Source organism: Chryseobacterium mucoviscidosis (genome assembly GCF_002177115.1).
In the GTDB taxonomy this organism is placed as follows: Bacteria; Bacteroidota; Bacteroidia; order Flavobacteriales; family Weeksellaceae; genus Chryseobacterium; species Chryseobacterium mucoviscidosis.
In genome coordinates this window covers 231,890-245,935 of the sequence record NZ_MVAG01000128.1, presented here as the reverse complement: position 1 = coordinate 245,935, position 14,046 = coordinate 231,890, and the positions used below count along the sequence as shown (strand labels likewise).

The window sequence follows — 14,046 nt, the reverse complement described above, 5'->3', positions numbered from 1 at the left end:
AAAAAAATCAAAGATTTTTTTTCTTTGCAGACTTTTGAAATACTTTAAATAAATCCAATAAATTCTTTTGTCTCTTTTGCGGTTAATTTTAAAATGAGTTTAAACAAATTTTGTGTTTTAATTGATGATCAGATCAGTTTTTCTTTAAATATTTTTATCTGATTGATGTTTTTAACTCCGGGTTCTGTTTCGAACCTCGAATTGATGTCCAGAGCAAAAGGCTTTTGTTTTAAAATGCTTATGTTTTCTATATTTTCTTCTGAAATTCCGCCACTTAAAAAATAGGGTAGGGGAATTTCAATTTCGTTTAACAGATTCCAGTCGAAGGTCTTTCCTGTTCCTCCAAATGATTTTGAATCGGTGTCGAAAAGAATATAATCGTTTGTTTGCGCATATTGATTGATTGTTTTCTGAAGTTCCTCTGAGTTTTGATTTCCAATTCGGATCACTTTGATGATTCTTATTTCAGAATTTAATTTTTTTCTTAATTCTGTAATAAAATATTCATCTTCATCGCCGTGAAGCTGTATGAAATTCAGTTTTGCTTTTTCTGCTGTTTCAACTATTTTTTCTAAGTTTTCATTTACGAAAACGCCGACTTTTCCTGAGTGTTCAACTGCTGAAATTTGTTGAAGACTCAAATATTTCAAAACATACCTGAGCGATTTTTCATAAAAGATAAAACCCAGAAAGTCTGCCTGTAAAGATATTAACTTCTGAATCTGATCAGATTGGGTTAATCCGCAAACTTTTAGCTTCGGAGCATTTTTATTCGTCAATAGATTGTTGTCTGGTAATTTCATACCTGATTTTTTAAATTCCTGTATTGGAAATAAATTCAGCTAATTTTTTTCCGGGATCTTCATGTTTCATAAAATATTCGCCCATCAGAAATCCGTCGAAACCTTCATTTTTTAAATATCTGAAATCTTCTTCGTTGTAAATTCCGCTTTCGGCAACAGACAGAATTTCTTTCGGAAGCTGATTTTTCAAAGTAACCGAATGTTGCAAATCTACTTTGAAATCTTTCAAGTTCCTGTTGTTAATTCCCACAAGATCAATGCTTTTATTAATGTGTTTCAGCTCTTCTTCGGTATGGATTTCCAGTAAAACTTCCAATCCCAACTCGTGAGAAAGTTCTGTAAATTCTGAAACCTGTTGTGGTGAAAGACAGGCTGCAATCAATAAAATAACATCTGCACCGATGCTTTTGGCTTCATAAAACTGATATTCATCGATCATGAAATCTTTTCGCAGAATCGGAATATTTACAGAATTTCTTACATTCAGAATATCCTCAGAACTTCCTCCGAAAAAATCACGATCCGTTAAAACAGAAATTCCGCTCGCTCCGAATTTTTCATATGCGGAAACCACTTCTAAAGGTGAAACTGTATCATTAATAATTCCTTTTGAGGGTGACTGTCTTTTGAATTCAGCAATGATTCTGCTTCTCTTTTTTAAGCTTTCTTTCAGTGAAAAATTTTCTCTTCCGAAAAATTCAGATTCCTTCAATGCTGAGACTGAATTATTCGATTTCGAGAAGGAAACCTCTTCTTTTTTTCTTTGTATGATTTTATCTAAAATATTCATAATCAATTTCATTATTCTAAAAGAAGTTCCAGACTTCTTAATGCTTTTCCTCCATGTAAACTTTCTTTCGCCATCAAAAGGCAATCTTCATAGCTTCCGAATTTATCGGTGTGATAAAGGGCAACCGCTGCATTTGCCAATACGACAGCATTCTGTTGTTCCGTTCCTTTTCCCTGAAGAATATTTCTGAAAATTTTTGCCGTTTCCTGAGGTGTTTCGCCTGCTTTTATGCTTTCATGCGTGATAGAATCAAAACCTAGATCTTCCGTGGAATACACTTCTTCCCCTTTTTTGGTAATAATTTTACTGTCGTGGGTAAGGCTGATCTCGTCGTAGCCGTCCATCCCGTGAACCAGAGTAAAGTGACGGTTATCTTTTTGCAATAAATACTGGTAAATTCTTGCGATTTCCAGATTGTAAACGCCGATCATGGAAAACTGAGGTTTTGCCGGATTTACAAGAGGGCCGAGAAGGTTGAAAAAAGTTCTTAGACCTAAAGCTCTTCGCAGCGCACCAACCGATTGCAGTGCCGGATGAAAATAGGGGGCATGTAAAAAACAGATGTTGGCTTTTTCAAGATCTTCCTGAAGTTTTTCCGAACTGTTTTTGAATTCGTAGCCTAGCTCTTCCAGTACATTGGAAGATCCGGTGATGGTAGAAGCTCCGTAATTTCCGTGTTTCGTTACTTTCTGTCCCGCTCCTGCCACTACAAAACTTGATAAAGTTGAAATATTGATAGTGTTTTTTCCGTCACCGCCCGTTCCTACAATATCAATGGCATCTCCGGAATCTATGTTAACGGGAACTGCCATTTGCAGAAGGGCTTCACGAAAGCCTTCGAGCTCTTTAAGCGTGATATTTCGCATCAGGAAAACACTTATAAAAGCCGTAACTTCGGTTGCATTGAATTTATTCTGGGCAATCTCAATCATAATCGCCTTTGCCTCAGATTTGGACAAGGTATGATGATTAAAAAGGTATTGCAGGATCTCTTTCATTTGTGGAGGTTTTATGGTTGAGGGAATCTGTATTGTTTTCAATTGAGTAGAAAGTTTTTGATGATGATTTCTCCCTGTGGAGTAAGAATGCTTTCCGGATGAAACTGTACGCCATGAACATCATATTTTTTGTGCTGTAACGCCATAATCATTCCATCTTTGTCTACTGCGGTAATTTCCAGTTCTTCCGGTAAATCTTCCCGGTTAACAACCCAGCTATGGTATCTTCCGACTTCAATTCCGCTGGATAGATTTTTAAAAATTTTGGTGTCTTCTTTTACGAAATCTGCGGAAGTTGCCACTCCGTGAAAAATTTCAGAAAGATTGGTTAAACTTCCTCCAAAAGCTTCTGCAATTGCCTGCTGACCGAGACATACGCCTAAAATGCTTTTTGTAGGAGCGTATTCTTTGATCAGATCCAGTAAAATTCCGGCTTCTTCCGGAATTCCGGGACCGGGTGAAAGCACGATTTTATCGTACTGATCGATTTCTTCCAGACTGATCTGGTCATTCTTTACCACATCCACTTTGGTATCCAAAACTCTCTCGATAATCTGAACCAGATTGTAGGTAAAGCTGTCGTAGTTATCGAATACAAGAACTTTAGCTGATGGCTTTTGGTTGTTTGTTGATGGTTCTGTATTATTCATTTTTATTTTTTTCTGTAATAATTAATAAATCCGTTTAGCAATTTTTTGCAAAGAATTAAAACTTCTTCTTTTAGACAATTTTTAATTGCATCATAAATTAAATTTGATAGTTTTCTGGATTCAGTCCAGACATCTAAATTCTGTCAACTAGACTCAATCAACTATTCACTAATTTCTCCGCTTTTTCCACTGCTTTTTTTAGGGCATTCAGTTTATTGTTTACTTCCTGAAGCTCACTTTCGGGGTTGGATTTTGCCACAAGTCCGGCTCCTGCCTGATAATACAGCGTATTGTTTTTACTTAAAAAAGTACGGATCATAATTGCCTGATTGCAGTCTCCGTTCAGTCCAATCATTCCGATGCATCCGCCATAATATCCTCTGGAATCTTTTTCATATTGGTTAATTAACTGCAACGCTCTGTGTTTCGGGGCTCCGCTTAAAGTTCCCTGCGGAAAAGTTGTTGCCACCATTTCGAAAGGATTTATATTTTCCTGCAGATCCGCGGTTACTTCGCTTACCATATGTATAACGTGAGAGAAAAGCTGTATTTCCTTTAATTTGGTTACCGTTACATTTTTTCCGAGTTTTCCAAGATCATTTCTTGCGAGATCCACAAGCATGGTGTGTTCTGCATTTTCTTTTTCATCGTTTTTTAAATTTTCGATAGACTGGAGATCCGTTTCAAAATGTCCTGTTCGTTTGAATGTTCCGGCAATCGGATGAATAACGGCTTTGTTGTTTTTGATGATTAACTGGCTTTCAGGGCTTGAACCGAAGAGTTTGTAGTTGCCATAATCGAAGAAAAATAAATAAGGGGAAGGATTGATGTTTCTTAATGCACGGTAGACATTGAATTCATCTCCTTTAAATTTCTGCTGAAATCTTCTGCTTAAAACCAATTGAAAAACATCGCCTCTCATGCAGTGTTTCTGGGCTGTTTTTACGAGTTCAATATATTCTTCATCCGTAATATTAGAAGTTTCTGCTCCTTCTTTTTCGAAAGGATAAATCACGGAATTCAGATTCTTGATTAAGCTTTCAAGAAGGTAAAATTCAGATTTTACACCTTCCATCTGATTTTCAATGATATGCATTTCATCGTTGTAATGATTGATGGCAATAACATATTGATACAATCTGTACCGAAGAATCGGGATTTCAACTTCGGGACTCTGTGCTTTGAACTGAATATTTTCAAAAAACTGAACCGCCTCGAAACTGGTATATCCGAAAAGACTTTGTGCCGTATGTTCTATAGGATCTGCCGTTTTTTCGCATTCGAAAAGATCTGAGAAATTCTGAAAAACATCTTCAATTTTATTTTCAATGATAAATTGTTTTACAGGTTCCTGTCCCGGAAGCTTTATTTCAAAGTCATTTAAATTTTTAATTTCAATTCCTGCAATCGCATTGATGGCAATGAAGGAGAAGTTATTATCGATATTTTTAGAATCTGAGCTTTCCAGAAGAATAGTATCTCTGAATTTGTCGCGAATCTGCAGATAGATATTCATCGGAGTCTGAAGATCTCCGAGTGTTTTTTTGGAAACGGTTTTTATTTTTATCTTTTTACTGAACATTGCAGTTGAATTTTAAAATGGATGAAACAAAAAAAGACTTCAACGGATTACGTCAAAGTCTTTATTATTTGTTATAAATTATTTCTGTTGGTTGTTTAGCATTAACAACATGACAATAACATCAGACCCGACGAAGAGTTTGAATGCCACCACCACATATTTTTGTTGTTAACCATAGTACAAATGTATATAATTTTTTTAATATGAAAACAAAAAAATTATGAAATTAAAAAAAACTTTTATGGTTGTCCGCAATTTGTCATCATTAAAAAACCTTTGAGTTCTTTGCTGAGTGAAACGCCTTTGCAAACCCAAAAACAGTTGGCATATAAAAGAATCTTAGCGAAATCTTTGCGTTAAAAAGCAATATGATTAATAACAGATCATCAAAAAACTTAATCTGAAAACTGATGACTTTCACTAATCAGAAAAATCTTTTAGCAGAAAAAAATTAATGAAATATCATTAAAAATGGAGGTTTATCATAAGCTTGAAAGTTTATTTTTTATATTTTTGTCTAAATTTTATAGGAAAAATAATGAAAAAAGTATTAGCAATCGCGTTTATCGGTGGTTTATTGGCAGCTAGCTGCTCTAAAAAGCCAAATCATGACTTACAGGACAGCAACACGATGTTGCCAGAGCCGGATGCTCCAACGGTGGTGGATTCTACTGCCAAAAAAACTGAAGCAGCAAAAGTAAATGCCGCAGAATCTCTTCCTGCAGCTGAAGCTAAAGCAGATACTCTTACAAAAAAATAATGAAAAATCTGTTTTTGACAGGATGTCTGGCAATGCTGATGTTTTCCTGTTCCAAAAAAGAAAATACACCTGTTGACGCGGCTTCTCCCGAAGGTACATCAATGAATGAACCGGCGAAAAGTAATCTTTCCGGCGACAAAATTATTGAAACGCTGGACTGTTCCGGATGTCATGCGGTGAATGAAAGAATGATAGGACCTTCTTATCAGGAAATAGCGGATAAGTATTCTGAAAAGGATGCAGAAATGCTCGCTTCCAAGATTATAGAAGGCGGAAGCGGAGTTTGGGGAGGCGTTCCGATGTCTCCACATCCACAAGTATCGAAAGAAGATGCCAAAAAAATGGTGCAGTATATTTTAAGTCTGAAAAAATAATTGATGACTGAAAAGTCTGCTTTACACCCAAGAAATCTGCATCGTGATCCTTATGATTTCGAAAAGCTTATTTCCTGTGTACCGGAACTAAAACATTATGTTTTTGTGAACGCTTATCAAAGTGTAACAATAAATTTCAGTCTTCCGAAGGCTGTAAAATTGCTTAATAAAGCTTTGTTGTTACACTTTTATAATGTTCAGGATTGGGATATTCCCGAGGGTAATCTCTGTCCTCCGATTCCCGGAAGAGCAGATTACATTCATTATATCGCCGATTTAATAGGTGAAAAAAATCCTCAGAATTCTGATGTTAAAGGACTGGATATTGGAACAGGAGCAAATCTTGTCTATCCTTTAATTGCCCATCGTTCTTACGGGTGGAAAATGCTTGGAACTGATATTAACGACATTTCCCTGAAAAACGCGGAATATATTTTAAGTCAGAATCCGGATTTACTCCCTTTCATACATCTGAAAAAACAGTCGGAACCTGAACATATTTTCAAGAATATTATTGATAAAGAAGATCGTTTTGTATTTTCGATGTGCAATCCGCCTTTTCATGATTCCGAAGAATCTGCCATGAAAGGGAATTTCAGAAAGACAAAAAATCTTAAAAAATCTACGGTTAAAAAACCATTGCTGAACTTTGGAGGACAACAGTCGGAATTATGGTGTGAAGGCGGAGAACTGGCTTTCATTACAAATATGATTCGCGAAAGTACTCTGTATTCATCTCAGGTTTTATGGTTTACCTGTCTTGTTTCCAAAAAAGAGAACCTCAGTAAATTAACTTTCCTTTTAAAGAAAATAAAAGCAGTCGATTTCAGGATTATCGAAATGTCTCAGGGACAGAAAATCAGCAGGATATTGGCTTGGACTTTTATTCCTCCCGACAAACATACAAAATGGTGATCCATTTTAAAAAACGTCCTACAAATATTTGTAAGACGTTTATTAATTATTGTGTTTTAGAATCGTATTTTAGAAATAATCTGCTTTCACATACAAATTGTCGTTTCCTGTACCGTATGTAGCACGAACCGACTGCCCACTCGAACATCCCGTTAGAGCAAAGACATCAAGTCTGTAAGTTCCCGCAGGCAAACTCAGCATAGGATTTGAAGCAGACTGATAATTTCCGGTAACATTTGTTGTAGCACCTGTTAAAGAATTGACGTGTGAAACAGATGATAGTCCCATATTATCCTGAATAATTGTTGCGCCTGTAGAATCTGAAATCCTGATCCAGCTAATTGAAATACGCGGAGAACCATCTGTAATTACTCCTCCTGCAGCATTGGCAAATGACGTGGAGACCGATGAAAATATAGAAACAATGGCAGGTCTTGCTAAAGTAAATGTGGTATTATAAACAGATTGTGTTGCCGTTCCGATGGCTGAAGCTGTCGCTGTCGCATTAAGCACGACAGGAGAAGCATTAGGAATAACATTCGTATTGAAAATCAGCATTTCTGAAGCTTTACCCTGATAAATATCTCCTGTTGCGGTATCCAGTATTAAAGGAACCGTTGTGGTAGGACTTCCTGTTGCAATTGCCTGTAAGTTACTAACTCTGATGGGAGCTGTTGCTGCATTCACTTCAAGTCTTCTTGCAGGAGTACTAGTTCCTATCCCGATATTTCCCGCCGGAGCAGCAAGAGTTCCGGTCATTCCTGTTCCGAAAATTGCATTCCCGATATTCATCTGGTTGCTTGTGGTTGCAGACTGGATCTGTGTATTGTTTCCAATCGCGATATTGGTGCTGCCTGTTGTAATATTGGTTCCTGCAGAAGCTCCCAAGATTAAGTTGTTGCTTCCCGTGGTTAATCCCGAACCGGCGATGCTTCCCAAAACAGTATTGCTTGTTCCGGTTGTTAAAGATACACCGCCCGCCGTATCTCCCAGAAGAACATTATTAGATCCGGAACTGATTGCGGTTCCGGTATTAACACCAATAGCTATATTTGAATTTCCTCCATTATTAGAAATTAAAGCATTGTCACCGATGGCAATATTTCTCTGTATAGAAGCTGCTGTTGTACTGGATAAAGCATTTCCGCCAATAGCGATGTTGGTAGAACCTGTTGTGATCCCCCGTCCTGTATTTAAACCAATTCCGACATTTCTTGCTCCGGTTGTCACTGTATTTAAGGAAGTCGATCCGAATGCGGTGTTTCCGGTTCCGGTCACAGCGATGGGAATGGAGTTATTTCCAAAAGATGTATTGGTTGTTCCCAAAATTCCGGACTGGATATTATTTCTTTTGAAGATAATATCCTGATTGTCTGTGGTTCCCATAAAGTTGGTTCCGGATGCTGTTCCGGAGTTTCCTGTAAGTCCCCAATTCTGCGCATTAACTGCTGAAGGAGTAGTAAGTCTCTGCCAAACCCCTCCTTCAAAATAATAATAACCTGTAACTGTGATATTCACAGCCTGTCCTATGGCGGATCCTGTAGCTATATCATTTACGTAAATAAGTGTACCGGAAGGAACGGAAGTCATATTTAGGGCTCTTTCGCGATCCAGACGTGGAGCGAGAAGTCCGTCTACGGTGGTTGAGGTTCCTGTAGCATTTTTTGCAACAACGTCAAATGTAGCTGTAGGAGTAGTTGTATTTATCCCTACTTGTGCTTTAGTAATTGCTCCCATTGATAAAAGGGAGGATAATAGGATAATCCTTTTTTTCATAAGTAAATTATTTTATGATTAGTGGTAAACCAAAGATAATAAATAAAACTCATTTATAATTCATCATATAGTGATTATTAATATTTAATTTAAATTAATCGTTTAAATATAGTTTTATAAGAATTATTTACATTAATGATAAAGTATTATGGTATAAAATATTTACCTTAAGTTTAAGGTGAAATTTTGTAAATAATCACTAAATTTGTACGCTTTTAGAAAAATAAGAAATGCAATTATCAGAACAAGAAATCATTAGAAGAGAAAAGCTGAATAAGCTTGTTGAAATGGGGATTAATGCATTCCCGGCGGATGAATACATCATTACAGATACTACAGAATCTATAAAACAGGATTTCGCAGAAAGTAAACAGGTGAAGATCGCGGGAAGACTTATGTCGCGAAGAATTCAGGGGAAAGCTTCTTTTGCTGAGTTGCAGGATTCTACTGGAAGAATTCAGGTGTACTTCAACAGGGATGAGATCTGTACAGGTGAAGATAAGACTTTATACAATGAAGTGTACAAACACCTTTTAGATATTGGAGATATTATCGGGATTGAAGGTGAGCTGTTTACAACACAGGTAGGAGAGAAGACGGTTTTGGTGAAAAATTTCACCCTGTTAACGAAATCTCTAAGACCGCTTCCACAGGCAAAAACCGATGAAAACGGTGTTGTTCACGATGCATTTAATGATCCGGAACTAAGATACAGACAGCGTTATGTAGATTTAACCGTAAATCCTCAAATTAAGGAAGTTTTCGTAAAAAGAACAAAACTGTTCAATGCGATGAGAACGTTCTTCAATGATGCAGGATATTTTGAGGTAGAAACTCCCATCTTGCAGGCAATTCCGGGAGGAGCTGCGGCAAGACCTTTCATTACGCATCACAATGCTTTGGATATTCCTTTATATTTAAGAATTGCCAACGAATTGTATCTGAAAAGATTGATCGTGGGTGGTTTTGACGGGGTGTATGAATTCTCCAAAAACTTCAGAAATGAAGGGATGGACAGAACTCATAATCCTGAATTTACTGCAATGGAAATCTATGTAGCATACAAAGACTACAACTGGATGATGGATTTCACGGAGAAGTTATTAGAGTTCTGTGCTATTCAGGTAAACGGAACAACAAAAGCTACTTTCGGAGAATATGAAGTGGATTTCAAAGCGCCTTACCAGAGAATTTCTATGACGGATGCGATCCTGAAATTTACAGGATTCGATATCACCGGAAAAACAGAACAGGAATTATTCGATTTTGCGAAATCTATCGGAATTGATGTGAATGAAACGATGGGGAAAGGAAAATTAATTGATGAAATTTTTGGCGAAAAATGCGAAGGAAACTTTATTCAGCCAACTTTTATTACGGATTATCCGATCGAAATGTCACCGCTTACGAAAAAACACAGAAGCAAAGAAGGTTTAACCGAGCGTTTTGAACTGATGGTTTGCGGAAAAGAAATCGCCAACGCTTATTCTGAGCTTAATGATCCGATTGACCAGAGAGAGCGTTTTGAAGAGCAGTTAAAATTATCCGAAAAAGGAGATGATGAGGCAGGACAGTTTATTGATGAAGATTTCTTAAGAGCGCTGGAATACGGAATGCCGCCAACTTCCGGTTTAGGAATCGGAATGGACAGATTAATTATGTTCCTTACGAATAATGCATCCATTCAGGAAGTTTTATTCTTCCCTCAGATGAGACCTGAAAAAGCAGTTCCTCAAATCGAACTGGGTGAAGATGAAAAAGTAATTCTTGAAATTTTAAAATCAGGAGAACAGATTGCTTTGGCAGAAGTGAAAGAGCAATCTCAACTTTCAGGAAAGAAATGGGACAAAGCATCCAAAACTTTAACGAAAAATAACCTCGTGAAAGTAGAGAAAATTGATGAGGTTCTTTTGATGAAACTGGTTTAAGATTTTATATCATATAATTTAGTTCCGGCGGAAGCAAAGCTTCCGCCGGAATTTTTTATAAAGCACAAAAAACTATTTTTGCATAATTTACGTTATTCATAAAAACTAAATGAGATGAGAATTCTTATCGTCCTTATTTTTCTGTTCGTCAATGTGAAAGCTCAGATGCTTAGTTCTGTTTATTTTGAGTACAATAGTTCTAAACTGACGAAAGAATCGCAGAGAAAACTTGACAGTCTGGCGCAACTAAAAAGCAATCTGAAATTCAGGATTTTTGGGAATTGTGATATTTCGGGAAGTTCAGAATACAATAAAAAATTATCTGAAAATCGTGCAAATACAGTTAATAATTACCTGCAGAAAAAGATCACAAATAATATAAAACTGGAAAGTGTTGTCGGTTTGGGAAAAGAAAAACCCATCAATGACAACAGTACCGAAGAACTGCGCGGTAAAAACAGAAGGGTAGATGTGTTTATTGATCGGGTGATGATTGCCGGAGAAATACATTCCGGGAAAACCTTTGAGAGTTTTTTCAGCAAAAAAGTTTCAGAAATGAAAATCGGAGAAACTTTTTCTTTGCCGAATGTTAATTTTATCGGAGGTCGCCACGTATGGCTGCCAAAAGGAAATAGTGTATTGATGCAGTTAGCGGAAATTTTAAAAAATAATCCGACAATCGAAGTAGAATTGCAGGGACATATCTGCTGTGATTATGACAATTTCGATGGTGAAGATTTAGATTTGAAAACATTTAACCTATCTTGGACGAGAGCCAATGCCATCAAAGAATTTCTGGAAAAACAGGGAATTGCTTCCATGCGCATCAAAGCAACCGGAATGGGACATCTAAATCCTGTTGTTTATCCCGAAAGAAAGGAAGAGGATTTCATGAAGAACAGAAGGGTGGAAATTGTTTTGCTTAAAAAATAGATTACAAGGTTTCGGCGCAGCTTTGCTGCGCCGAAACTATATTATACCTTATAAAATTATCTTCTCAGTTTACTAAATGAAGCCATCAGATAAAACAAAAACGGAAGGATGAAAACAGAGCCGAGCATTAACGCCCATCCCAAAGCCGAAATTGTTTTTGGTGCGGCAACATTGTCTAATAAGGAAAGATGCTCTCCGTTTGCAAACAAAATAATATTCGGATTGTGCTGATATGTGGCGGCAACCAGAATCATAATCACCTGAAATCCGGCTAAAGCTCTTACAGGCAAAAGTTTACGACGATTCATTGCTCTCAGAATCAAAAAGAGACAAATCGTGGCAAAAACCGTTGCCATAATTCCCAAAGGTTTTGAGAAAACCCACATCAGTAAAGGAATATCGGAAAAATAAGCCGTGATGAAAACCAGAAGTCCTGCGATAACAACAAAGATCATGGTCTGTTTGGATTTTCTGATCATCATACCCAGTTCAAAACGGTCGGAAGTCTCTCTCAAAGCAAAAACGGAAGCAAGATATGCACAGATGGAAACGGTAAATAACCCGACTGCAACACCAAACCAGTTCAGCCAACTGAAAATATATAAATCTAAAAAGTTGGTCGCCTCCGGATTAATAGAATGGGAGATCGTTGCTGCTGCCGTTAATCCCAGAAAAAAAGGAGTCAGTAAACTCGCAAAGTAAAAAATCTGTGTGTAAATGCGTTGCCAACTGTCTTCCACCGCATCATAATGCCGGAACGTAAAAGCTGTCCCGCGTGCAATAATTCCTACCAACATTAAAACCAAAGGAATATGAAGGTACGTGGAAAGTGTGGTGTAAACCTCCGGAAAACCGACAAAAAGAATAACAATCGCAATAATCAGCCACATATGATTGGCTTCCCAAACCGGAGCAATAGAAGTGTACATCAAAGTCTGTGTTTTGGGTCTGTTCTTTTTTCTGGTGAACTGTTCCACAATTCCCGCTCCGAAATCAGCTCCGCCTAAAATAACATACAGACATATCGATAGCCAGAGAAATCCTATAACAACGTAAATCATGACTTCTTATTTTTAGAGTTAAACTGAGGATCGGTAGGATCGTATAATTTGGGAACCATTTTAATCTGTCTTGTTAAAAGGAAAATAATAACCAAAGAGAGTGATGCGAAAATTGCAGTAAAAAAGTAAAAAGAATACTGAATTCCCGGCATTGGCGTCACGGCATCGGCTGTTTTCATAATTCCGTAAATAATCCACGGCTGTCTTCCCACTTCAGTTACTGTCCATCCCGCTTCCAGAGCAATATATCCGAAAGGAGTTGCATATAAAAATGTTTTCAGAAGCCAGTTTCTGGAAAGCCATTCTTTCCTGAAAAACGTTGCATACAGAAAAACGCTTCCAATAATAATCATCACAACACCAAAGAAAATCATGATCTGAAAAGCATAATGCACAACCGCAATCGGAGGCCATTCTTCTTTTGGAAAATCTTTCAGTCCTTTTACTTCCGCGTTAAAATCATTAGCTACTAAAAAACTCAGAACTTTCGGAATTTTTATGGCATATTTTATCTCTTCTTTTTTCTCATCCGGAATTCCGCCGATCACAAATGAAGCTCCTTTTTCTGTTTCAAAATGGGCTTCCATGGCAGCTAATTTTATCGGCTGTCTTTCTGCGACAGATTTTGCGGCAACATCACCACTTAAGGGTGCTCCGAATGCTCCGATCAAAGCAAATCCTGCCGCAATTCTGAAGGCTTTGGTATGAAATTCAACATTTTTTTTCTTTAGAATTAAAAAAGCATGAACTCCGGCAACGGCAAATCCAGTAGCACAAAACGCAGCAACCGTCATGTGTAAAGCCTGAGGAAACCACGCGTTATTGAACATGGCTTTAATAGGATCTATATTTAAATATTGTCCGTTCACATAATCGAATCCTGCCGGAGAATTCATCCACGCGTTTGCGGCAACCACTAAAATTCCAGAAGCCAAACCGCTTAATCCTACCAAAAATCCACAGAACCAATGAAACCATTTGTTAAAACGATCCCATCCGTAAAGAAAAAATCCGATTGCGATGGCTTCAATAAAAAATGCAGTTCCTTCCAGTGAAAAAGGCATTCCGAAGATGGGTCCTGCGTGTTTCATAAATTCAGGCCACAGCAGTCCAAGTTCAAAAGAGAGCATCGTTCCGGAAACGGCTCCGGTTGCAAAAAGGATTGCTACACCTTTGCTCCATGCTTTTGTGAGACCTTTATAAACTTCGTTTTTTGTTTTTAAGTATTTCCAGTGCGCAAAAGCCATAAGGAAAGGCATTACCATACCTACACAAGAGAAAATAATGTGAAAGCCGAGTGACATTGCCATCTGTGCACGAGCTGCAAGAAAGTCGTCCATAAACCATTCATTTTGAGTAAATAAATTTACGCATAAATTATAGATCGTCATTATGATTTACAACAGCATTTGTTTGAGAAATAGGTTTTAACTTTGATATTTTTTAAGAGAAAATAATCTTTGCTTTTTGTGGAAA

At 37.2% G+C, this 14,046-nt stretch carries 13 protein-coding genes; 5 read left to right on the top strand and 8 right to left on the bottom strand.

Annotation, left to right across the window (positions count from 1 at the left end):
- Nucleotides 1-128: 128 nt before the first annotated feature.
- The 5 genes from B0E34_RS15795 to B0E34_RS15775 all read right to left on the bottom strand — a co-directional run bounded on the left by B0E34_RS15795 (nt 129) and on the right by B0E34_RS15775 (nt 4,823).
- Nucleotides 129-803, bottom strand: coding sequence for a phosphoribosylanthranilate isomerase (locus B0E34_RS15795; RefSeq protein ID WP_087710993.1), 675 nt, complete (start codon nt 801-803; stop codon nt 129-131).
- A 10-nt stretch (nt 804-813) separates the two neighbouring features.
- The gene (gene trpC / locus B0E34_RS15790; RefSeq protein WP_087711535.1) at nt 814-1,593 is read right to left on the bottom strand and encodes an indole-3-glycerol phosphate synthase TrpC; all 780 of its coding nucleotides are present in this window, start codon (nt 1,591-1,593) and stop codon (nt 814-816) included.
- 11 nt (nt 1,594-1,604) lie between these two features.
- Nucleotides 1,605-2,591: an anthranilate phosphoribosyltransferase gene (gene trpD, locus B0E34_RS15785; protein ID WP_087710991.1), complete on the bottom strand. Its 987-nt coding sequence runs from the start codon at nt 2,589-2,591 to the stop codon at nt 1,605-1,607.
- A 38-nt stretch (nt 2,592-2,629) separates the two neighbouring features.
- Nucleotides 2,630-3,241, bottom strand: coding sequence for an anthranilate synthase component II (locus B0E34_RS15780; RefSeq protein ID WP_076393270.1), 612 nt, complete (start codon nt 3,239-3,241; stop codon nt 2,630-2,632).
- A gap of 157 nt (nt 3,242-3,398) precedes the next feature.
- Nucleotides 3,399-4,823: an anthranilate synthase component I family protein gene (locus B0E34_RS15775; RefSeq protein ID WP_087710989.1), complete on the bottom strand. Its 1,425-nt coding sequence runs from the start codon at nt 4,821-4,823 to the stop codon at nt 3,399-3,401.
- Between the two features lie 538 nt (nt 4,824-5,361).
- Between B0E34_RS15775 and B0E34_RS15770 the strand changes: the two genes are divergently transcribed.
- From B0E34_RS15770 to rlmF, 3 genes are read left to right on the top strand one after another with little or no spacing between them, the layout of a single operon-like run.
- A complete protein-coding gene (locus B0E34_RS15770) occupies nt 5,362-5,583 on the top strand; it encodes a hypothetical protein (protein WP_076393272.1) in 222 nt (73 codons plus the stop codon).
- Entirely contained in the window at nt 5,583-5,957 is a 375-nt protein-coding gene (locus B0E34_RS15765) for a c-type cytochrome (RefSeq protein WP_087710987.1), read from the top strand. Before B0E34_RS15770 ends, B0E34_RS15765 begins: the two co-directional genes overlap by 1 nt.
- 3 nt (nt 5,958-5,960) lie before the next feature.
- Complete coding sequence (gene rlmF / locus B0E34_RS15760) at nt 5,961-6,872, top strand: 23S rRNA (adenine(1618)-N(6))-methyltransferase RlmF (RefSeq protein ID WP_165763003.1); 912 nt, start codon at nt 5,961-5,963, stop codon at nt 6,870-6,872.
- A 69-nt stretch (nt 6,873-6,941) separates the two neighbouring features.
- Here the strand turns inward: rlmF and B0E34_RS15755 are convergent, their stop codons facing one another.
- Entirely contained in the window at nt 6,942-8,648 is a 1,707-nt protein-coding gene (locus tag B0E34_RS15755; RefSeq protein ID WP_123956652.1) for a beta strand repeat-containing protein, read from the bottom strand.
- Between the two features lie 230 nt (nt 8,649-8,878).
- Between B0E34_RS15755 and lysS the strand changes: the two genes are divergently transcribed.
- A complete protein-coding gene (gene lysS / locus B0E34_RS15750) occupies nt 8,879-10,576 on the top strand; it encodes a lysine--tRNA ligase (RefSeq protein WP_087710981.1) in 1,698 nt (565 codons plus the stop codon).
- Nucleotides 10,577-10,690: 114 nt separating this feature from the next.
- Entirely contained in the window at nt 10,691-11,509 is an 819-nt protein-coding gene (locus tag B0E34_RS15745; protein ID WP_087710980.1) for an OmpA family protein, read from the top strand.
- A gap of 56 nt (nt 11,510-11,565) precedes the next feature.
- On the opposite strand, the gene B0E34_RS15740 is transcribed toward B0E34_RS15745, so the two are convergent.
- Together B0E34_RS15740 and B0E34_RS15735 are read right to left on the bottom strand one after the other, a co-directional pair.
- Nucleotides 11,566-12,570 carry a cytochrome d ubiquinol oxidase subunit II gene (locus B0E34_RS15740; RefSeq protein ID WP_087710978.1) on the bottom strand — a complete coding sequence of 335 codons (1,005 nt, stop codon included), beginning with the start codon at nt 12,568-12,570 and terminating at the stop codon, nt 11,566-11,568.
- Entirely contained in the window at nt 12,567-13,910 is a 1,344-nt protein-coding gene (locus tag B0E34_RS15735; protein WP_087710976.1) for a cytochrome ubiquinol oxidase subunit I, read from the bottom strand. The genes B0E34_RS15740 and B0E34_RS15735 overlap by 4 nt, the downstream gene beginning before the upstream one ends.
- Nucleotides 13,911-14,046: the final 136 nt, after the last annotated feature.